Raw genomic sequence first — 22,305 nt, forward strand, 5'->3', positions numbered from 1 at the left:
GCCAGTGCCAGTGCCAGTGCCAGTGCCAGTGCCAGTGCCAGAGGTATGGCACTAGGTAGGGTATGGTCAGAGGTTGCTTGATTGATGCGGCAAAATTTTTCCGTGGAGTGTTCTTATGTGAGCACAATGCTTGCGTGTGCCAGAGAACCTCACATAGGTCTTTTTTGCGCTAAATTGTGCGTGGCAGGGGCTTGATAAGCACCATTCTGTACGAATTTACGCCTAACGCCTTCAGCTATTTTCTTTTCTGGAAGAGGCGCGCGCCGCGCTGAGAACGTTTTCCATCCGGACGGGAATGCCTTTTTCCTGAAGCTTGGCAATATCTGCTTCCAGATCTGCCACTTTCCGTTTGTTCCAGAAATGCAGAAAGACGCTAAAGGCCGAGGCAGAGACAGCTAAAAGCAGGGTGACAATTTCAAGAGCAAGCATAAATCAGGAATCCCGCCACAGGATTGAAGGCCTTCAGAAGAGGCAAAAAAAGTCTCTCGGTTCGCGCAATCAAAGAGCGGAACCGAGAGATAGAGAGGGTGTGCCTTAACCGCGCGTCTGCTGAATACCGGAAAGCAGCCAGCGTCCACCGCGAGAGGGGCGCGTGAAGGTCCAGAGTTCAGTAATGGTCACCGGATCGGTTGAACTGCCTTCAATCACTTGCCCTGTCGCGTTGGTGGTCAGGTCAATCAGGCTGTACCGCATGGCGACTGTCGCATAATCCATGCCGCCTTCCTGCCAGGCTTCGGCCAGATCTCCCTGAATGAAGTGAACATCAGAAACAACGTTGCGTGCACCCTGTGCGGCAAGTGCGGCAAGCTGCTGGTTGAAGTAGGAAACCATTTCAGGGGTGGCCATCTGCTGCATGGCCGGAACATTCTGCTGGTTCCATGCTGTCTGGATATCCAGCAATGTTTGCTGGAAGGCCTGATAGTCACTGGTGGTAATGGGCAGGGCCGAGGACGCTGCGCCGATAGCCCCTGTAGGGCGAGGCGCAGCCCCTGCTGCACCCGGTGTAAGACCCAGCCCGTTAGCTGTGTTGTTCGTGATACGATTGCCGGAGAACCGCCGGACCAGCCACATGATGATCCACACAACCAGAGCAATCTGGAGCATGAGACCAATCAGCCCGAAAAAGCTGTGAACCCCGCCAAAAAATCCATGGCCGGACAGCAGCCCGAAAAGACCTGCGCCCAGCATCCCGCCAGCAAAGCCGGTCAGGAACGGGTGGCGTGGGCGCATGGCCTGATTGAACATGCCTTGCTGATAAGGGGCCTGCGCCCCGTATCCACTTTGCCCGGGTGTGCGCGGCGTAATGGAACGATCCATCGGCGCAGCCCCGTAAGGCGTGGTGCGTGTGGGCGGGGGAGCGCTCCAGGTCCGGCTCCCGCGGCTGCCCATGGAGCCGCCTTGTCCGGGCCGCGCATCAGCATGATAAGCCAGTGGGCCACTGAGCAGGCTCACGGTCATCAAGGCGGCAAGAGCGGAAGAGAGAGTGCGCTTTTTCACGAGGTCTTGTGTCTCCAGACGGTCATCACGCCCCGGCAATACTCAGGGCTTCTACCCTTAATGTGGGGGCGTCGGTGCCAAAACGGAACTGTAAATCGTTCGCTAAAGTAAGGGACGCGAAAATTTCCAGCAGGTTCCCGGCTAGAGTGAACTCGGCTGCGGATTCGGCAATTTGACCATCACGGATCATGAAGCCGGATGCGCCTCGGCTGTAGTCGCCCGTCAGACCATTGATGGAGGAGCCCATCATCTCGGTAATGAACAGTCCTTCCTTGATATCCGCCATCAGTTCTGTCGGGCTGAGCGTGCCGGGACCGAAGGACAGATTGGTGGCCGAAGGGGAAGGCGGGCCAGACGTGCCACGTGCCGCGCGTCCGTTGCTTTCCAAGCCAAGATGGCGGGCGCTACGCGTATCCAGAATCCACGTTTGCAGCACACCGTCACGCACCAGTTCCAATGGCGCCACTGGCATTGCTTCGCCGTCAAACGGACGAGAGCGCAGCCCACGGTGACGCGTGGGATCATCCGTTATGGTGACGCCTTCAGCAAACAGGCGCTGGCCCAGTTTTTCTTTCAGAAAAGACGTGCCACGGGCGATGGAGGAACCATTGATGGCACCAATAAAATGTCCAAGAAAACTGTTGGCCACGCGCGGATGAAACACCACTGGGTAGCGGCCGGTACGGGGACGGACGGGATTAACGCGAGCTACCGCTTTTTCTCCGGCACTGCGGCCCAGAACAGCAGCGTTGTCCAGATCAGCCAGATGCACCGTGCCGTGATAATCGTAATCGCGCTGCATGGTCTCACCTTTGCCCGCCAGTACGCAGACAGAGGTGGAATGGCGGGTGCGGGCATAAGTGCCAGCAAAATCTTGCGAGGTGACAAGCGCGATGTCCGTGCGCCCCCAGGATGCACTGCTACCAGCGCTGTTGGTCACGCCATTGACGGCCAGAGCAGCTTCTTCCCCCTCACGGGCGCGGGCCAGTAGAGCATTGGCATCTGGCTCGGCCGTATCGGTCAGGTCCAGCGTGTTGGAGGTAAGCGTGCCGGTAAGCGCATGCGGTGCCAGACCGGCAAAACGGTCTTCAGGTAGCACGCGGGCCATGGCAAGGGCCTGTTCCACCAAGCCATCAAACCGGCTGGGATCAAGCGTGGTGGTGGAAACAATGGCAGATTTCCGGCCTGTGAAGACACGCAGGCCCAGATCTGTTGTTTCTGATCGCTCCAGTTCTTCCGTAACCCCGTTACGGACCCCCGCGCCTATGGCGGTGCTGGAGACAAAGACTGCATCGGCAGCATCGGCTCCGGCAGTGCGCGCACGGCGGACAAGATCAGAGATCTTTTCGAGGGTTTGTGCGCTCATGCTGCAAGCTTCTCCGCAATGGTGTTCAGGGGCAGCACATGGCTGACCGGGCCAAGGGCGGCCAAGGTGGGCTGCTGGGTAAAGATACGGCCAGCCACGCGGCAGATATCAGCCGGGGTTACGGCTTCAACCCGTGCAACGGTTTCCGCAACCGGGATGATACGGCCAAAAAGCTGAAGCTGGCGTGCAATCTGCTCACACCGGCTGCCTGTGCTTTCCAGAGACATCAGCAGGGAGGCTTTCAACTGCGCCCGTGCCCGGAGCAATTCATCCTGCCCGACCGAAAGCTGGACCTTGCGGAGTTCTTCCAAGGTTACAGGCACCAACTCGGCACATTGTTTTTCACCCGTGCCCGCGTAAATGCCGAACAGGCCGCCATCAATGAAAGGGGCACTGAAGGAATAGACGGAATAAACCAGCCCACGTTTTTCCCGGATTTCCTGAAACAGGCGGGAGGACATGCCGCCGCCCAGAACCATGGAAAGTAGCAGCGTGGCGTAATAATCCGGGTCATTATACCCTACGGACGGGAAGCCCAGAACCACATGGGCCTGATCCAGATCCTTTTCCTGACGGAATTCGCCTCCACCATAAAGCGAGGGTGGGGTTGGGATCTGTGATGTCAGCGGCAGGTCTGCAAAATGGCGCTGCACGCGTTCTACAACGTCTTCATGGTGCAGGTTGCCAGCAGCCGCCACCACCATGTTTTCAGCCGTATAATGTGTGCGCATGTAGGACATGAGCGTATCACGGCTCATGGACTGGATCAGATCTTCCGTACCCAGCGTGGGGCGCCCCATGGGCTGGTCAGGGAAGGCTGTAGCCTGAAAATGGTCAAACACCACATCATCCGGCGTATCATTTGCCTGACCGATTTCCTGAAGGATCACGCCGCGTTCCCGCTCGATCTCGGTCGGATCAAAGGTGGAGTGGGTAAGGATATCACCAATGATATCAACACCCAGATCCATGTTTTCCTTCAGCAGCTTGACGTAGAAGGCTGTCTGTTCCCGCGCGGTGTAGGCGTTGATATGGCCGCCCACATTTTCAATTTCTTCCGCAATCTGCAGGGCGGAGCGGCTTGTGGTGCCTTTGAACGCCATGTGTTCCAGAAAGTGGGACACACCATTTTCTTCCGCCGTTTCATCGCGCGTGCCGGTGGACACATACGCCCCGAATGAAACGGTTTCCACCCGTTCCATTCGTTCAGTTACAATGGTCAGGCCGGAGGGCAGACGGGTCAGATTGATCGGGTCAGTCATTCTTGTCCTGAAAGGAAAGGCCGCGGGGAGGCGGCCTGAAAAAGAAAGAAATTATGCAGCGTTAGACAGAACAGCGGCGCGCACCGCATCTTTTACGGCATCTGGCGTGGCCGGAACGGTGCGATACCGTTCCTCGCGCGAGAAAAGGTCTTCCAGATGCACGGGCAGGGCGGGATGAATCCCCGTTGCCGCAACCATGGCATCCGGGAATTTGGCCGGGTGAGCGGTTGCCATGGCCACCATAGGAACACCTGGTTCACGGAAGCGTCGGCCCGCGGCAATGCCAATGGCGCTGTGCGGGTCTGCCAGATAGTTGGAACGCTGGTGCAGGGTCCTGATTTCGGTTTCCGTCCCTGCATCGTCAAGGGCCAGACCGGAAAAGAGTTCTCGCGCCGTATTCCATGCTTCAGCCGGGACGTCCATGTGCCCGCTGGTGCGGAAGGTGGTCATGATCCGGGCACAGGCTTCGGCATCACGCCCCAGCAGTTCAAACAGCAGCCGCTCAAAGTTGGAAGAAACCTGAATGTCCATGGAGGGCGAGAGGCTGGGAACAACCTCTTTCATGGTCATGTCATTCGCGTTCAGGAAGCGGGTCAGAATATCGTTGCGGTTGGAGCCTACGCACAGATGGCGCACGGGCAGGCCCATTTTGCGGGCAGTCCATGCGGCCAGAATGTTGCCGAAGTTCCCTGTGGGCACGGCAAAGGAGACTTCCCGTTCCGGCGCGCCGAAGTTCAGGGCGGCATACACATAATAGGGTACCTGCGCGGCGATACGGGCCCAGTTGATGGAATTGACGGCGGAAAGATGCATGTCCTGCCGGAAAGGCGCATCAGCAAAGCAGGCTTTGACCAGATCCTGACAATCATCAAACGTGCCTTCAACGGCCAGATTAGTGATATTGGAGTCCAGAACGGTGGTCATCTGGCGGCGCTGTACCTCGGAGGTACGACCCTTGGGGTGCAGAATGACCACGGAAAGCCGTTTGCGTCCGCGGCAGGCTTCAATAGCAGCCGATCCGGTATCCCCTGACGTTGCACCCACAATGGTGACGTGGCTGTCACGCTGGGTCAGCACATGTTCAAACAACTGGCCCAGCACCTGCATGGCCATGTCTTTGAAGGCCAGCGTGGGGCCATGGAACAGTTCCTGCACAAACAGGCCATCTTCCACCTGTGTCAGTGGCACAATGGCGGGATGGTCAAACCCGGCATAAGCCTGTGCGCACAGGCGGCGCAGGGTGGCTTCATCAATATCGTCCCCCACAAACGGGGCCAGAACACGGGCCGCCAGTTCAGGGTAGGGCAGCCCACGCATGGCCTGCCATTCTGACAGGGAGAATGAGGGCCAGGTTTCCGGTAGATACAGGCCGCCATCTTCGGCCAGACCTGCCAGCAGGACATCGGAAAACGAAAGAGCGGGAGCCTTCCCCCGGGTCGAGATATAGCGCATGCGCGGGTTATACCCTGAATAAAGAGTGGCGCGAAGTAGGCTTCTGCACTGTTTGCGTCACCCTTTTGCGGGCTGGCATGACGCCACACTCTTCCCGATCTCAGGGTAAGGTCTGAACAGAGAGAAGCGCGAGACGGCAGGAGGCGTGAAACCTGCTGTGCTTAGGTGGGTGGCGGGGTGGTGGGCAGCGTCAGTTTGTAAACGGTTACCGGCCATTCGACTGAGGGTTTTCCGTTCTGGAAGGCTGCCGTGTGGTTCAGTTGGGCGGCAGGAACATACAGATGGCCAGTTGTGTCCAGACCAGGTGTGGCGGGCCATTTCAGGCGTGGGTCGGTTATCAAACGCCGTGGAATACGGCCTATTGTATAGCTGAGAATGCTGCCGGTGCTGATATCTGACCAGTATAGTGTGCCGTCCGGCCCGATGGTCATGCCACCCAGAGACGGCGTTTTATACCACTGCGTCACGCTTTCTTCCATGGCGGCAGGGGTGACATCCGGGTCTGTGAAAATGGTTGTTTCCACTCTGGAGAGGTAGCCACCGGGGGGTTGCACCACAATCCATTTTCCGTCCGGGCTGACGGCGATCATGCTGGAATCAATGGCCAGCAGATTTCCGTTTGCCGTGGTAACCGGGCCATCGGGCGTCACGATGGGGCGTGTCGCGCTGATGGCGGGATGCCGATCCAGAAAACGGTGGGCGGAGCCGGAGGGAAGGTCAATCACCAGCACACCCGCAACGCCAGAATCGGCCACATAGGCCGTGTTTTCGTGCACGGCCACGCCTGAGAGAACGCTGTCCTTGTGCAGGGCTGAGGCTTCAATGGGCACAACACGCACCACGGTATTCTGTCTGGTATCAATCTGGATCAGTTTGGCCGGGGCAACAGCAGCGGCTTTATGATTGGGCACGCCACTATCCAGCACCCATAAGGTGCCATCTGCCAGAAGGGTCATGCCCGCAATGGAGACAATGCGTTTGCTGGCATCGCCGTCTTCCGCGTTCCATGCGGCATCAGGATAAGGCGCAAAACTGCCATCTGCAGAGCGCACGGACAACTGCGGTCCGGTATTGCCTACCCAGATTGGGGCTTCCAGCAGCGCACGGCCATCCGGCAACATGACCACGGCATCCCAAACCTGTTTGTCAGATTGCGTGAACGGTTCCAGCGCGGAGGCAGGAAGCTCCGGCACTTTGGGCATATGCACAGCAAGAGCCGGACGTGCCGGCTGCAACAGCGTGAGGCTGACGGTGGCGAGGGCAGCCAGAACGACACGGCCTGCCGTGCGGGATGAGGGCTGAACGGAGCAGAGATCAGGGAGCGCCTTATGGCGTGTCGGCAGAAGCATGAGCGTAGTCTCAGCCTGTTTTGATGTCTCCCACAACCGCATTCTTCGCATGGCGCACGGGAGCGGAGCGAAGAAGCGGCTGGAGACGCAGAGACTCAGGCGTCTGGTGCACGATCCAGATAGCGGCGGCGCACATGTGCCAGATAGGCATCCGCGCTGAGTGGGCCACCCGTTGCTGCCCGGATGATCTCCGGCATGGACGCACTGCTGGCGCGGCTGTGGACATTGGTACGCAGCCATTGCATCAGCGGCGCAAAATTACCCTGCGCGATGGCAGGAGCCAGACTGGCATCCTGCTGATACGCGGCCGTGCGCAACTGTGCGGATGCCAGAGCGCCAAGAGCATAACAGGGGAAGTAACCAAACAGCCCCTCGGGCCAGTGGATATCCTGCAAACAACCTCGCCGGTCATCGGGCACACTCAGGCCCAAGAGACTGTGGATTCCGTCATTGAAAGCGGCAGGCAGATCACGCAGCGCAAGATCTCCCTTTATCATCGCTTTTTCGAGGTCATAGCGGATGAGAATATGGGCCGGGTAGGTCACTTCATCCGCGTCCACCCGGATCAGGCCCGGCTGAACGTGGGTCAGCAGACGGTGCAGATTGTCTGGCTGCCATGCTGGGGTGCTTTCTGCCACCTCAAAAGTCTGACGCAACAGAGGGGCAACCCACTCAACAAACGCGCGGGATCGGCAGACCTGCATTTCAACCATCAGGGACTGGCTTTCATGCACGGTCATGCCAGCGGCCTGCCCTACAGGTTGCGAGAGCCAGTTCTGCGGCAGGCCCTGTTCATACATGGCGTGCCCGGTTTCATGCAGCACACCCATCATGGCTGGAATGAAGTCTTCTTCTTCATACCGGGTGGTCAGGCGGACATCGTGGGTGGCCCCTCCGCAGAAGGGGTGTGCACTCACGTCTAGCCGCCCACGGGTCATGTCAAACCCAAGCTGCTGCATCAGTCTGCGCCCGAGAGCCTCCTGCCGTGCAATGGGGAACGGACCTTCAAGGGGAATGCTGGCAGGCAAGGAAGCCTGTTTTTCCAGCACCGCGGCAATCAGGCCGGGCAGTTCCGTGCGCAGGCGGGCAAAAATGGGGTCAATATCTGTCTGCCGCGTGCCGGGATCAAACGAATCCAGCAAGGCATCGTAGGGGGAAAGGCCCAGAGCAGCCCCCTTGGCCTCTCCTACTTGTCGGGTGAGGTTCAGCACTTCGGTCAGATGCGGCAGAAAACCGGCAAAGTCACTGTTCTGCCGGGCTTCGCGCCACGCCATCTCACTCCGCGTTGTGGCTTGGGTGCAGGCTTCCACCAGATCGCCCGGCAGGGCCGTGGCGTGGGTATGAACGCGGCGCATTTCGGCCAGATTGGCGCGTTGCCATGGGTCCTCACCAGCGTCGGCCTCGGCCAGAAGGTCGGCCATTTCCGGTGCTGTCAGGATTTCGTGACGCAATCCTTCCAGAATGGCCAGATTATCCGCACGGCGGTCTGCCGTGCCGTGGGGCATCATCACTTCCTTGTCCCAGCACAGGATGCCAAGGGCATCGCTCAGGGAGGAAAGACGGGCAAAGTGGCGTTCAAGGCTCTGATAGGCTTTATTCATGGGACCGGATCATAAATCAGGAACCTGCCGGACGGAATGACCTGAACGGGACAAACCGACCAAAAACGCGGCAGGTGCGTTGCGCGCTGCATAGTTACCAAGGAGCCCCACTGCTTATGCCCTCTCGCTCCCAGACCACTACAGAACCCTCCGTTTCTGCTGCTCTGGCTTTGCTAGGTATGGGCAATGCGGAGAAAGCGGCCGAGATGCTGCGTGGCCTGCTGCGTGAAAACAGCACAGATGCCGAAGCATGGCATGCCATGGCTTGCGTTGCGCGGGCAGGGGGAGAAAACCAGTCTGCCGTTGGGCTTGCTGGGCGGGCTATCCAGATCAGTCCCGAGCCGCATTTTTATATTACTTTGGGGCTGGCGTTGCTGGCGCTGGGGCATCAGGAAGCGGCCCGTGCGGCTGTGCATGTTGCTGTATTGGGCACGCCGCGAGACCCCCGTGCGCATCAGGCCATGGCGGAGGTTCTGGAAGCACAGGGGCGCGTGGACGATGCCGGGCAGGCTTTGCGCAATGCCTTGCGGCTTCGGCCCCTGGATGCCGTAAGGCATCTGGAGCTTGCAGCCTTTCTGGCCCGGCATGGGCAGACCGGGGAGGCAGTGAGCGTCTCGGAAAAAGCCGTAGCACTCGCGCCGCAGGATACTTTCACACAAAACCAGCATGCCCTGTTGCTGGAGCGCGCGGGCCGCATGGCGGAAGCGGAGCCTTATTTTGCCGCCGTTGCCGCCGCACTACCGCATGATGCTGCCGCACTTGCCAATTACGGGGCTGCTCTCTTCTCCACCGGGGCGTTTGAGACAGCTCGTTCCGTGCTGGAGGAGGCAATTGCGCTCAGGCCAGACTCTGCAGAAACGCGCGGCAATCTGGGGTTGGTGCTCATGGCGCTGGGGGCACTGCCACAGGCCGCGGAAGAACTGAAGGCCGCTCACAAACTGCGGCCCGAGGATGTGCGGTTGGCTGTGAATTACGGCACCGTTCTGGCTGATCTGGGCAGGCGCGATGAAGCAGAAGAACTGTTCCGGAACGGTATGGCCTCGGCAACCTCAGAGCAGGATAGGGCGCGGGCGGTGTTCAATCTGGGCACGCTTCTGCTGGCGGAAGGGCGCTTTCATGAAGGGTGGCTGCGTTTTGAAGCGCGCAAGCTGATATTGCCTGCGGGCAGGACGGAAAATCTGCCAGCGTGGGATGGCCAACCGCAGCAGGCTCCGGTGCTGATTTATGCCGAACAGGGGCTGGGCGATACACTCCAGTTTCTGCGTTATGTCCTCCCGGCTGCCGCGCGTGCTCCCGTCATTCTGGCTGTGCCGGACGGGTTACAGACTCTGGTGGCCGCAACGGCATATGGGCAGCACCCGAAAGTGACAGTGTTGCCCGTTAGAGCAAAAGCGCAGGGTCTTGGCGCGATTGCTGCGTGTTCGCTGCTGAGCCTGCCTCATGTGCTGGGGCTTGATGCGCCTCTGCCATGGCAGAATGTGTGCGATCCTGAGATTTGGGCAGACACAGGTACCCACAGCGATGACGAAACACCTTTTAAGGTTGGTCTGTGTTGGTCAGGTAACCCCAATTACCGTTTTGATCGTCGTCGTTCACTTACGCCGGATGTGCTTGCTCCTCTGGCGCACGTGGAAGGGCTGAGTTTTCAGTCTCTCCAGAAACAGGGGGCGCTTCCAGATTTTCCCGTAACACCTTTGCCGGAGGGAGACATGCTGGTTACGGCCCGCGTGATAGCCGGGCTGGATGTCGTGATTACGGTTGATACGGTTATCGCTCATCTGGCTGGCATGATAGGAAAACCCGTATGGCTGCTTAACCGTTTTGGTGGAGACTGGCGGTGGGAGGAAGGGTCAAGCCGGAGGGATGCTGAGGGCGAACCTCACAATCTCTGGTATCCGAGTCTTCGGGTTTTCACGCAGCCGGAACCGGGGGAGGGCGCCGCACCCTGGGCTGAGCCGGTAGAGGCGGTGACTCATGCCTTGCGCGCTCTTGTGCGCGAGAGTGCAGGAAGGCGGTTGCTCCGCCAGAAGACGCCCTTATGATAATGGGATGAAACGTTATTCTCCTGAGGGCGCCACCCCCGCCATGGCGCAATGGTTTGCGCTGAAGGCGGAAAATCCTGAAGCCCTGCTGTTTTTTCGCATGGGCGATTTTTACGAACTGTTTTTTGACGATGCGACAGCCGCAGCCGCAGCGTTGGATATCGCGCTGACAGCACGTGGCACCCATGCTGGTGAGCCAATCTCCATGTGTGGTGTGCCGGTTGCAGCGGCTCCGGCCTATCTGGCGCGCCTGATTCGCCGGGGCTTCCGTGTGGCTGTGGCCGAACAGACGGAGGCGCCGCGCAAGGGGAAAGGCGCGGCCAAAGGCCCATTGGCGCGTGCTGTAGTGCGGGTTGTCACCCCCGGCACGTTGACGGAAGATGAACTGCTGGAACCCGGTCGTTCCAATCTGCTGCTGGCGCTGGTGGAAGGTCCGGCCTCCACAGGCCGAGGCCGCAAAGGCAAGGGCGCGGAAAAAGCTCAGAAAGTGCAGGCGGATACGTCGCTTGGGGCTGCGTGGATTGATGTGTCCACAGGTTTGTTTGAAACGGCAAGTGTAACGCAGGCTTCCCTTGCAGGTCTGCTCGGGCGGTTGGACCCGGCGGAAATTCTGGCCCCAGCCGATCTGGCGCTGGGAGATTTTGACGCCTGTCGTGCACCGGAGGTTCTGGTGCCGGGGGTAGAAGCTGCCCGCCAACGGCTGGCGTCCGCATTTGATGTCGCCAGCGTAGATGCGTTTGGCACATTTTCGGATGAGGAAGCCATGGCCGCTGCTGTGGCCGTGGATTATGTGCAGCGCAGTCAGGCCGGAAAGCTGCCCCGGTTGACGCACCCTACACCGCAGACGGATGGCGGTATTCTGGGCATAGATCCGGCCACCCGCGCCAGCCTTGATCTGCTGCGCGCGCGGGATGGCGGGATGGAACACACGCTGTTTTCCGCAGTGAACCAGACCGTAACCGCCGCAGGTGCGCGGCTGATGGCAGAATGGCTTTCGGCTCCCCTGACCGATGTTGTTCGTATTGCAGCCCGTCAGGACGGTTGGTGTTGGCTGCGGGACTCCACCAGTTGCCGCACAGCGTTGCGGGAGGCCCTGAAAAAAGCACCGGATGTTGCGCGTGCCTTAGGGCGGCTGTCTCTGGGGCGCGGGCAACCGCGTGATCTTTCTGCCATTCGGGATGCCCTGCACGCTGCGCGGGCAGCCGCAGCAGCCTTGGGTGATGTTTCTCGCCTGCCGCCCTATCTGTCGAAAGCAGCAGCAAGCCTTGGCGGTGCGCAGAAACTGGAGGCCGAGCTTGTTCGGGCGTTGGCGGAAGATCTCCCGGCCCGGTTGGATGATGGCGGCGTGATTGCAGCGGGCTATGATGGAGAGCTGGATGGTTACCGTGGTCTGCGTGACAATTCCCGCCGTGTTGTGGCCGGGTTACAGACCGAATATGCCAGCCGTTATGGCGTTGCCAGTCTGAAGATCAAACATCATGCCCAGTTGGGTTATGTGATTGAGGTACCCGTAGGGGCAAGCAGCCGCATGAAAGACCGGGAAGATCTGATGTTCCGGCAAGGTACGGCCAGCAATGCCCGTTTTTCCACCGAAGAACTGGCAGGGCTGGACGCGCGTATCGCTGAAGCGGCAGAACGTGCTGCAGCGCGGGAAAAAGCAGTTTTTAACGCATTGGTGGATGCTGTTCTGGCAGAACAGACGCTGCCTGTGCTGGCTAAGGCGCTTGCCGTGCTGGACGTACAGCAATCCTGCGCCATGCTGGCGGCTGGCGGAAGCTGGTGCCGCCCCGATGTAACAGATGATACCGCGTTTGATCTTCAGGCCTGCCGTCATCCGGTCGTGGAATCCGCTCTGCCCAAAGGCACGCGCTTCACGCCCAACGGCTGTGATCTTTCTCCCAATCGTCGCGTGATGTTGCTGACCGGGCCGAACATGGCCGGTAAATCCACCTTTTTGCGGCAGACAGCCCTTGCGGTGATTCTGGCACAGGGCGGTTTTCCTGTGGCGGCGGAAAAAGCCACTATCGGCGTGGTGGACCAGCTTTTCTCTCGTGTTGGGGCATCGGATGATCTGGCGCGGGGCCGCTCCACCTTCATGGTGGAAATGACGGAAACAGCCGCCATTCTCAATCAGGCCGGGCCCAGGTCTCTTGTGGTGGTGGATGAGATCGGGCGCGGCACAGCCACGCTGGATGGACTGGCCATTGCGTGGTCCGTGCTGGAGGCTCTGCATTCAACTGTGCGCTGCCGTGCAATTTTTGCAACGCATTTCCACGAACTGGCCGATCTTGTGGATACCCTGCCACGTTTGGCTCCGCACACCATGGCGGTGCGGGAATGGCGCGGGCAGATCGTTTTTCTGCACGAAGTCCTTGTGGGATCAGCAAAAAAAAGCTGGGGTGTGCATGTGGCGCGGTTGGCGGGTGTGCCTGCATCCGTTGTGGACCGTGCCGGACGACTGCTGAAGGAGCTGGAACGCGAGCATGCCACAGGCCCCAAACCGCTACCCTTGTTCGACACGCAGAAGATATTACCGCATGAAGAAGAAAATACGTTAAGAAAGCGTTTGTCAGAGGTAGATCCGGATACCCTTACACCGCGTGCGGCGCTAGATATTCTGTACGAGCTTCATAAACAGGCCGTTCAGGAAGAAGGCAGTCCCGTTCAGGGGTAATTTGGACTTCCATAAAAAAGACTGTCCTCAGGAGCAGAATCCGACCGCAATGTCGACTTCCCCCGCACCAGCTGCCTTCGGGCAGCCCGATGTCACCGCACTCGCTCTCCTGACCCCGGAGGGGCTGGCGGCTTGCCTTGCCCGGGAATTAAGGGACGCCACACCGGAAGAGGCGGCCATTCCCCCGCGAGATGAGGCTGTCGCCATTTTTCGGCGGTATCTTGGCCGGTATCAGGCAGATGTTCGCAGCCGGTTTGAGCAGCATGTGCTCAAGGGCACAGGTGCTGCCAAGCTGATTGCCGCCTTTACGGATGTGATGCTGCGCAGCATTGTGGATCTGGCTTTAAGAGCCACCGGACAGGCCGATGGGCTTGAGGAGATTGGCGCGGGATACCGGCCTGCTGGGCGTTTGGTGGTAGCGGCTACGGGCGGGTATGGTCGTGGGCTCCTTGCCCCGTTTAGCGATATTGATCTGCTGTTTCTGACAGAAGAAGACAATGTGGAAACTGCCCACCGGCTGGTGGAATATGTTCTCTATTTTCTGTGGGATCTGGGCGTAAAAGTCGGGCACGCCACGCGCACCATCAGCGAATGCATTGAAGAAGCGCGCAAGGATACCACGGTGCGTACCGCCTTGCTGGATGCGCGCCTGCTGGCGGGTGATGCCGCGCTCTTTGCCATGTTTGAAGCCCGCTACATTGTCGCGTGTGTGGAAGCAGGACCGGCAGGATTTATTCAGGATAAACGGCGTGAGCGGCTGGAACGACACCGCCGGTTTGGAGATAGCCCCTATCTGGTTGAGCCCAATATCAAGGAAGGGCGCGGTGGCCTGCGGGATTTGCAAACGCTGTACTGGATGTGCCGCAACACGTTTGGCACGCGCCATGTGACAGACCTGCTGGCCCCGGACTTTATCTGGATGGGGATTCTGACCGAGCAGGAAGCCGCCCGTGCGCGTCGCTCGTGGGATTTCCTGTGGACGGTGCGGTTGCATCTTCACTATGTGGCCGGTCGTGCGGAAGAACGGCTGACCTTTGACATGCAACCCGTTATCGGCGCGCGCATGGGCTATACGCGCCATGGCCGCCAGAACGGCGTTGAGCGCTTCATGCGCCATTACTTCCTGACGGCGCGTGAAGTCATGCGGCTGACCCATGTGCTGGAACCTGCTGTGCTGCGGCAGGCGCAAGGACCGGTAGCTACCGCTGCCAAGCCGGATGAGGCCATGCGGGAAGCAGGCTTTACGTTGCTGGATGGGCAAATTCTGCCCGAACGGGGCATCTCGTTCGATCAGGAACCCATCAAAATGATGCAGTTGCTGGACTGGGCGCGCCTGCGGCGCAGACCGCTGCATCCGCTGGCCCGGCATCAGTTGATCCGCTGGGAGCGTCGGGCTGTTGCGTTGCGTGATGACCCGGAAGCGGCGCGTATTTTTCTGGATTTGCTGTGCGGGGAAACAACTTCTCTCGAACCCCCGCGTCGCCGGAAGGAAGCTGCCGTGCCGGAGGGAGAGGGTGCTGCCGCGGCTGTTCCTTCTTACGAACAGCATACACCACCCGGTCATGCGCACTGGCTTCATATCCTGAATGAAACCGGCATTTTTGGCCGTCTTATCCCGGACTGGGCCCGTATTGTGGGCCAGATGCAGTTTGATACCTATCATGTGTTTACCGTGGATGAGCACACGATAGAGGCCGTCCGCATCATGGATGAAGTGGCCTCAGGCCGCATGGCGGATGAAATTCCGGTTGCGTATGAGTTGGTAAAGGGGCTGCATTCCCGCCGGGCGCTGTATATGGCCGTGCTGCTGCATGACATTGCCAAGGGCCGGGGTGGCGATCATTCGGAGATTGGTTCGGAAATAGCCGCCGATCTCTGCCCTCGGCTGGGGATGTCCGGCGAGGAAACGGAAACGGTTTCCTGGCTTGTACTGCATCATCTGCTGCTGAGCCATACTGCGTTCCAGCGCGATATTGATGACCCCAAAACCATTCTGGACGTTGCGGATATCGTGCAGTCACCGGAACGGCTGCGCCTGCTGTTGCTGCTGACCATTGTGGATATGCGCGCGGTAAGCTCCCGCGTGTGGAATGCGTGGAAAGCCACTCTGCTGCGGGAGCTTTATGTGCGCGTGGCAGAAGTGCTGGCGGGCGGTCTGGCCACAACCGAGCGCGATGTGCGCGTACGCCATGCCAAGGAAATAACGGCTGAAATTCTGGCCGAAGACGGTGTGCCGGAAAGTGACATCAACCGCTTTCTTGATCTGGGCTATGCCGGTTACTGGCTCTCCTTTGATCATGAGACACACAAACGCCATGCCCGTCTGATCCGCGAGGCTGATGCCAAGGATGCGCCGCTGACGGTTGAGGTGCTGCCTCTGCCTGCGCGTGGGGTGACGGAAGTGACCGTCTATACCATTGACGTTCCCGGCCTGTTTTCAAAAATTGCTGGGGCATTGGCGTTGGCCGGCGCGTCCATTGTGGATGCGCGTATTCATACCATGATGCACGGCATGGCACTGGATACCTTCTGGATTCAGGATACGGCGGGCAGTGCGTATGAGGAAACGCATCGGCTTGCGCGTCTGTCTTCCCTTATTGAACAGGCCCTGAGCGGTCAGCTTGATATCGGGACGGAAATTGCCCGGGCCGGGTTTGGCCATATGCCGCTGCGGATGCGGGCCATCCACGTGCCGCCGCGTGTGGTGATCGATAACGGTGCATCCAATACGTACACCGTGATTGAGATTAACGGGCGGGACCGCCCCGGCCTGCTGCATGACGTTACAGCGGCCATGAGCGAGGAAAACCTTCAGATCGCCTCAGCCCATATTACCACTTATGGCGTGCGGGCTGTTGACGTTTTCTATGTGAAAGATCTGTTCGGGCTCAAAATTACAGACAAGAAGCGGCTGGACGAAATCCGTGACCGTTTGCTGTCCTGCATGAAAGCGGCCGAAGCAGAAGCCAAGGCGCTGCTGGACGCGCGCCTGTCCGCCTGAGTGGTAGCATAAGACTGTATAAAAAAGGGCAGTAGCACCCGGATGAGTGCACTGCCCTTTTTCATGAGGTTTGGCTGCCGTTTCAGGCTGGCACAGTGACGTGCTCTTTGCCTGGACTCGCCGGGGAGAGGCCACGCGCCAGCCCGTTCTGCAAGGCACGGCCCTCGGCGGAGTGCGGGTCAATCAGTCCATGGCGTAGGAATAGATCAATCAGCACGAGGTTCACGTTGAATTTGAACTCGTCGGTGTCCCGTACCAGTGCGAACACGTCTTCCAGCTTCATCAGGCTGAAGGATTCCACTTCTCCGTCAGCCGCAACGGGTACAAAACTTTCCGGCAGAAACAGATCATAGCAATACAGGATATCGCGCCGCAGCCCTTCAGGGCGGTTGAGAGCGTAGAGAATCCGCCCCACTTCTTTGGCGTGTGCGGCCAGTTCCGGGCCAATGCTCGCTTCTTCAGCAGCTTCTTTCAGCAAAGCCTCAGCAGGGGAATGGCCCGCCGGTACCCCGCCTGCCACCAGATGGTCCAGCTTGCCGGGGTCCAGCCGCTTGTTGCGGGCACGGCGGCCTGTCCACAGATAAAGTCCGTCCGATTTACGGACCAGCCCGTTCATATGCACACCGATTGCCACCAAACCGAACAGTGGCAGGGCCCCCCGGTCAATACGGGCAATCACAGGCTGGCCCAGATCAGTCATCACATCAAACAGTTCATGATGTGATCGGTAAAACCCTTCCTGAGCCAGTTTTTCTCCCAGCGCTTCCAATTCCGCCGGGTTGGCAAGGGCAAATCCCTTGGTGCGGGAGCCGAGACCTTCCTGCTCAAGCCGATCGGCGATGGCCGGATCGATCCAGCCAGCCGGTTTGCCACCAAGCGAGAAAGGAAAACGGTCTCCGGGCACGACGGCGGTGTTGCACAGCCTGAGATGACGAAGAAAAGGCATATCGTCGGACGGCATTCAGAATCCTGTCGTGCTGGTGAAGAAAAAAGAGGATTACGCAACTTTATATCTGGTCTGCGCGCGGCAGTGGCAAGGTGCAGCGGGGTTGCAAAATACGGAAGGCATGTCACATCCGGCTTATGTCACCACGTCAACGTCGTATTTCCGGGCCGCCAGAACAGTCGGCTTCCGTCACGCTCTCTCGTCTCTTGCCGTATCTCTGGCCCCGTGAAAACCGGAGCCTGCGGTGGCGCGTCATTCTGGTCCTGCTGGTCATGGTGGGGGGGGAACTGGCGACCCTTGCCGTGCCTCTGGCCTACAGCAAGGTGGTGGACCGGCTTTCCCATCCGCAGAGTCTGGCCTTGGCGCCTGTTGCCCTGATTATCGGATACGGGTTGGTCAGGCTGGTTTCGGCCGCCCTGACCAACCTGCGCGATTCCCTTTTTGCCCCTGTGCGCTTCCGCGTGGCACGACAGGCCGCCTTCCGCAGCTTTGAGCATATGCACAAGCTCTCCCTGCGCTTCCATCTTGACCGCCGCACCGGTGGCGTGACCCGTGCCATTGAGCGCGGCACGGAAGGGGTGGAAACCCTGTTGCGCATGGGCATGTCTCTTTCTCCCACCATCTTGCAGGCCCTGTTGGTGGCTGTGGTGATCTGGCGGGTGTTTGACTGGCGCTATGTGGTACTGATCGGGGTGATGATCGCCGCTTATATCGGCTTTACGGTGAAGTTCACCGCATGGCGTCTGGGCATCCGCCGCGAGATGAATGAAACGAATAATGAAGCAACCGGCAAGGCGCTGGACAGCCTGCTGAATTATGAAACCGTCAAGTATTTTGGCAACGAGGCCCATGAGGCAAAACGGTATGATAACGCACAGGCCCGTTATGAGCAGGCGGCCCGCAAGACCCAGTATTCCCTTGGCCTGCTGAACTTTGGGCAGGCCGCGATTATTGCGGTTGCCCTCACGCTTATCATGCTGCTGGCGGGACGGGATGTGGAAGCCGGGCGAATCAGCGTGGGGCAGTTCGTGATGGTGAACACCTATCTGCTGCAGCTTTATGGGCCACTGAATTTTCTGGGGTCTGTCTATTCAGCCATACGCACGGCCATGGTTGATCTGGAGCACATGTTCGGGCTGGTGGAAGAAGATGTGGAGGTCGCTGATCCTCTTCATCCGCTGCCCATTGCCGCGCACCTTCAGGATTCGGACGCCGCGGAAGTGGAATTCCGGGATGTGCGTTTTGGATACGGCCCAGAACGCGAGATTCTGCACGGGGTCAGTTTTGTGGCCCAACCCGGCAAGAAGCTGGCGATTGTGGGTTCCACAGGGGCTGGTAAATCAACCATCAGCCGCTTGCTGTTCCGGTTTTATGATGTCTGGTCCGGCGCGGTGATGGTGGACGGTCATGATGTCCGGGCCTACCGGCAGGCGGATCTGCGCGCGGCCATTGGTGTGGTGCCGCAGGATACCGTCCTGTTTAACGAGACCATAGGCTACAACATTGCCTATGGTCGCCTTGATGCAAGCCCGAGCGCGGTGGAGCAGGCCGCGCGGCTGGCCCAGATTCACGATTTCATCATGTCCCTGCCTGAGGGGTATAATACGCAGGTGGGCGAGCGTGGGTTGAAGCTTTCTGGCGGTGAAAAGCAGCGTGTGGCCATTGCCCGGACGATTTTGAAAGACCCACGCGTTCTTGTGCTTGACGAGGCCACAAGCGCGTTGGACACACATACCGAACAAGAGATTCAGGTTGCTCTAAAAACCGTCTCCGCACGGCGCACCACACTTGTGATTGCTCACCGACTGTCCACCATTGTGGACGCGGATGAGATTCTGGTGATGGGGCAGGGGCGTGTGCTTGAACGTGGCACGCATGAGGCCCTGCTTGCCGCAGGAGGGCACTATGCAGCCATGTGGGCTGCTCAGGGTGCGGAAGGTGTTACAGAGCGTCTGGCAGAGGCTGTGTCCCGCTAGGGAGATGGCCCGCATGGAGACGAATCGCAAGGCGGCGGGAAGGCTCGGCGTATCCTTGCTAGGAAAGAAAAGGATGAAGATTTCATGACGGATACAGCAGGAAATACACCCGCGTCAGGTAATGCTCCCGAAGTGCCTGATGATCTGGCCCGGTGCGCTGTGGTCATTGAAAGTGCGGTTGAGCACCTGATCAAGGAAAAGCAGCCTCCGCTGGCTATTGCCTCAGCCTTGCTGGGTGGTTCGCTGGGTTTGCTTGCGCGCAGCATGGACAAAGATACCATTCTGCGCATTCTTGATTCAGCCGCTCAGAGTGTGCGCTCAGGGGATGTTCATGCTTCCATGGCCGGAGAAAACGGCCCTGAAAGCGAGAAAGCCTGAGGTCAACCCTTGACGGAAGGCCGTGGCTCAGCCATAAGCCGCGCCAATCCTGAATGTGGTCGCCGGGCAAAATCTGTCTCGGCCCTCTGTTTCTATTAGACAAGGATGAGACAATGTCCCGTCGCTGCCAGATTACCGGCAAAGGCGTGCTGACCGGCAATAACGTCAGCCATGCCAACAACAAATCCCGTCGTCGTTTCCTGCCTAACCTGCAGGAAGCGTCCCTGACCTCTGAAACGCTGGGCACTGCTGTGCGTATGCGTGTCAGCACCCGCGGCCTGCGCACCATTGAGCACAATGGTGGCCTTGACGCCTTCCTGACCAGCACGCCTAACCGCAAGCTGCCGGAAGAAGCACAGGTGATCAAACGCCGCGTGCTGCGCGTTCAGGCCAAAAAGCAGGCTGCTGCTGGCGCCTGATTCAGGGGTTCTGCCTAATTCTGCAGTTTCCGGACCTGTCATGATCTGACCGGCCCGGTTTCTGTGGTTCAGGCGTCTGGCAGGGTGTCAGCGCCTTACGTCTATCGGCCGGTTTCCGGCAGCCGGGCTATCTGGGTTTCTCAGGTGCCAGCACGGTGTTCGGCGGCCACAGGCGCGAAGGAAATTCCATCGCGCCTGACCTGTTTTCTGGAGGTTTTCGTGTCCGCCAAATCCGAACTGTCAAAGATCCGCAATATCGGGATCACCGCGCATATTGACGCGGGCAAGACAACCACGACTGAACGTATCCTTTACTACACCGGCGTGTCTCACAAGATTGGTGAAGTACACGAAGGTAACACCACCACTGACTACATGGCCCAGGAACGTGAACGCGGTATCACGATTACCTCCGCTGCCGTGACCTGTGTGTGGAACGACCACCGCATCAACATCATCGATACCCCCGGACACATCGACTTCAACATCGAAGTGAACCGTTCGCTGCGCGTGCTCGATGGTGCCGTGTTCATCATTGAAGGTGTGGCCGGTGTTCAGCCGCAGTCTGAAACCAACTGGCGTCTGGCTGACCGCTACAAGGTGCCGCGCATCATCTTCATCAACAAGCTGGACCGTACCGGTGCAGACTTCTACCGTGCATTCGACACGCTGAAAGAAAAGCTGGATATCGTTGCTATCCCGCTGCAGTTGCCGATTGGTGCGGAAGACCAGTTCCTCGGCGTTGTGGACCTTGTTGAAATGAAGGCCATCGTCTGGGAAGGCGGTGAACTGGGCGCGAAGTTCCATGATGAGGAAATTCCGGCTGATCTGAAGGAAAAGGCTGCTGAAGCCCGCCAGAACCTGCTCGACACCGCTCTGGCTGTCGATGACAAGGCTATGGAAGAGTACTTCGAAAACGGCGATGTTTCTGTTGAAACGCTGAAGCGCTGCATCAAGAAGGGTGCCATCTCCGGCGAATTCCGTCCGGTTCTGTGTGGCACGGCCTTCAAGAACAAAGGCGTTCAGCCGCTTCTTGACGCCATTATCGATTACCTGCCGGCTCCTGATGATGTTGAAGGCATTCGTTGCGCTCCGCCGGAAGGTGAAGAAGAAAACGAAAACGCCCAGCCCATCATCCCGGTTGACCCCGATGGCAAGTTTGCTGGTCTTGCGTTCAAGATCATCAACGACAAATACGGCACACTGACCTTTGTGCGCGTCTATCGTGGCGTTCTGAAAACGGGTGATACCGTGCTGAACACCACAAAAGGCCACAAGGAACGTATCGGCCGTATCTATCAGATGCATGCTGACAAGCGTGAAGAACTGACTGAAGTTCACGCTGGTGATATTGCTGCGTTTGTTGGCCTGAAAGACAGCCAGACGGGTGATACGCTGGCTGATCCGGCAGATCCGGTTGTTCTTGAACGCATGACCTTCCCGGTTCCGGTTATCGACATCTCTGTTGAACCGAAAACCAAGGACGCTGTGGAAAAGATGACGCTGGCCCTGCAGAAGCTGGCTGGTGAAGATCCTTCCCTGCAGTTGAAGACCGATCAGGAAACGGGTCAGACCATTCTGTCCGGTATGGGTGAACTGCACCTCGACATCATCATCGACCGTCTGCGTCGTGAATATGGTGTGGATGCAAACGTTGGTGCGCCGCAGGTGGCGTATCGTGAAACCATCACCAAGCCGCATACTGAAACCTATACCCACAAGAAGCAGTCTGGTGGTTCCGGTCAGTTCGCTGAAGTGAAGATTGCTTTCGAACCGCTTGAACGGAACGAAGACATCCAGTTTGAAAACAAGGTTGTCGGCGGCACCGTGCCGAAGGAATACATTCCTGCGGTTGAAAAAGGTATTCGCGTTCAGTCTTCCACGGGTGTTCTGGCAGGCTTCCAGACGGTGGACTTCAAGTTCACGCTGCTTGACGGTAAGTACCATGACGTTGACTCGTCCGCTCTGGCGTTCGAAATCGCGGCAAAGGCTTGCTTCCGTGAAGGTATGAAGCAGGCTGGTCCGGTTATTCTTGAACCGATCATGGATGTGGAAGTAACCACCCCGAACGATCACGTTGGTGACGTGGTGGGTGATATCAACCGTCGTCGTGGCATGATCCAGAGCCAGGAAACGTCTGGTTCCACAGTTATGGTGCGTGCTCATGTGCCGCTGAAAGAAATGTTCGGTTACATTTCTCACCTGCGTTCCATGACGAAGGGTCGTGCATCCTTTACCATGCAGTTCCACCACTACGATCCAGTGCCGCGCAACGTGGCAGAAGAAATCATGGCTCAGTCCAAGTAATCTTCTTTCTGGTGACAGAGTTTCAGAAAAGCCGC

General features: G+C 58.6%; 15 protein-coding genes. 7 read left to right on the forward strand and 8 right to left on the reverse strand.

Annotated features, from left to right (window positions below; genetic code table 11):
- Nucleotides 1–231: 231 nt before the first annotated feature.
- The 7 genes from AD948_RS11225 to AD948_RS11255 form a co-directional block, all read right to left on the reverse strand.
- Nucleotides 232–429 (reverse strand): hypothetical protein, encoded by a 198-nt coding sequence (locus AD948_RS11225; protein ID WP_058988532.1) that lies wholly within the window; start codon nt 427–429, stop codon nt 232–234.
- Between the two features lie 105 nt (nt 430–534).
- Nucleotides 535–1,497, reverse strand: coding sequence for a Tim44 domain-containing protein (locus AD948_RS11230; RefSeq protein ID WP_006559742.1), 963 nt, complete (start codon nt 1,495–1,497; stop codon nt 535–537).
- Nucleotides 1,498–1,522: 25 nt separating this feature from the next.
- On the reverse strand, nt 1,523–2,863 hold the full coding sequence (locus AD948_RS11235) for a TldD/PmbA family protein (RefSeq protein ID WP_061472065.1): 1,341 nt from the start codon (nt 2,861–2,863) through the stop codon (nt 1,523–1,525).
- Nucleotides 2,860–4,125, reverse strand: coding sequence for a M16 family metallopeptidase (locus AD948_RS11240; protein ID WP_006559744.1), 1,266 nt, complete (start codon nt 4,123–4,125; stop codon nt 2,860–2,862). Before AD948_RS11240 ends, AD948_RS11235 begins: the two co-directional genes overlap by 4 nt.
- A 51-nt stretch (nt 4,126–4,176) precedes the next feature.
- The gene (gene thrC, locus AD948_RS11245) at nt 4,177–5,577 is read right to left on the reverse strand and encodes a threonine synthase (RefSeq protein WP_061472066.1); all 1,401 of its coding nucleotides are present in this window, start codon (nt 5,575–5,577) and stop codon (nt 4,177–4,179) included.
- Between the two features lie 161 nt (nt 5,578–5,738).
- On the reverse strand, nt 5,739–6,926 hold the full coding sequence (locus AD948_RS11250; protein ID WP_082782417.1) for an SMP-30/gluconolactonase/LRE family protein: 1,188 nt from the start codon (nt 6,924–6,926) through the stop codon (nt 5,739–5,741).
- A gap of 95 nt (nt 6,927–7,021) precedes the next feature.
- On the reverse strand, nt 7,022–8,527 hold the full coding sequence (locus AD948_RS11255) for a carboxypeptidase M32 (protein ID WP_061472067.1): 1,506 nt from the start codon (nt 8,525–8,527) through the stop codon (nt 7,022–7,024).
- A 116-nt stretch (nt 8,528–8,643) separates the two neighbouring features.
- Here AD948_RS11255 and AD948_RS11260 point away from each other — a divergent pair, with 116 nt between their 5' ends.
- From AD948_RS11260 to AD948_RS11270, 3 genes are read left to right on the forward strand one after another with little or no spacing between them, the layout of a single operon-like run.
- A complete protein-coding gene (locus AD948_RS11260; RefSeq protein WP_156479008.1) occupies nt 8,644–10,569 on the forward strand; it encodes a tetratricopeptide repeat protein in 1,926 nt (641 codons plus the stop codon).
- Between the two features lie 7 nt (nt 10,570–10,576).
- A complete protein-coding gene (mutS, locus tag AD948_RS11265) occupies nt 10,577–13,243 on the forward strand; it encodes a DNA mismatch repair protein MutS (RefSeq protein ID WP_061472069.1) in 2,667 nt (888 codons plus the stop codon).
- A gap of 49 nt (nt 13,244–13,292) precedes the next feature.
- On the forward strand, nt 13,293–16,244 hold the full coding sequence (locus AD948_RS11270) for a [protein-PII] uridylyltransferase (protein WP_061472070.1): 2,952 nt from the start codon (nt 13,293–13,295) through the stop codon (nt 16,242–16,244).
- An 82-nt stretch (nt 16,245–16,326) separates the two neighbouring features.
- On the opposite strand, the gene AD948_RS11275 is transcribed toward AD948_RS11270, so the two are convergent.
- The gene (locus AD948_RS11275; protein WP_061472071.1) at nt 16,327–17,205 is read right to left on the reverse strand and encodes an NUDIX hydrolase; all 879 of its coding nucleotides are present in this window, start codon (nt 17,203–17,205) and stop codon (nt 16,327–16,329) included.
- A gap of 122 nt (nt 17,206–17,327) precedes the next feature.
- Here AD948_RS11275 and AD948_RS11280 point away from each other — a divergent pair, with 122 nt between their 5' ends.
- The 4 genes from AD948_RS11280 (at nt 17,328) to fusA (ending at nt 22,270) form a co-directional block, all read left to right on the forward strand.
- Nucleotides 17,328–19,166, forward strand: coding sequence for an ABCB family ABC transporter ATP-binding protein/permease (locus AD948_RS11280; RefSeq protein WP_156479009.1), 1,839 nt, complete (start codon nt 17,328–17,330; stop codon nt 19,164–19,166).
- An 84-nt stretch (nt 19,167–19,250) separates the two neighbouring features.
- On the forward strand, nt 19,251–19,544 hold the full coding sequence (locus tag AD948_RS11285; RefSeq protein ID WP_006558294.1) for a hypothetical protein: 294 nt from the start codon (nt 19,251–19,253) through the stop codon (nt 19,542–19,544).
- Between the two features lie 113 nt (nt 19,545–19,657).
- Nucleotides 19,658–19,963, forward strand: a complete 306-nt coding sequence (rpmB, locus tag AD948_RS11290) for a 50S ribosomal protein L28 (RefSeq protein ID WP_006558293.1) — start codon at nt 19,658–19,660, stop codon at nt 19,961–19,963.
- A 219-nt stretch (nt 19,964–20,182) separates the two neighbouring features.
- Nucleotides 20,183–22,270 (forward strand): elongation factor G, encoded by a 2,088-nt coding sequence (gene fusA, locus AD948_RS11295; protein ID WP_039904049.1) that lies wholly within the window; start codon nt 20,183–20,185, stop codon nt 22,268–22,270.
- Nucleotides 22,271–22,305 lie beyond the last annotated feature (35 nt).

It is taken from the genome of Acetobacter senegalensis (assembly GCF_001580995.1).
GTDB classification, from domain to species: Bacteria; Pseudomonadota; Alphaproteobacteria; order Acetobacterales; family Acetobacteraceae; genus Acetobacter; species Acetobacter senegalensis.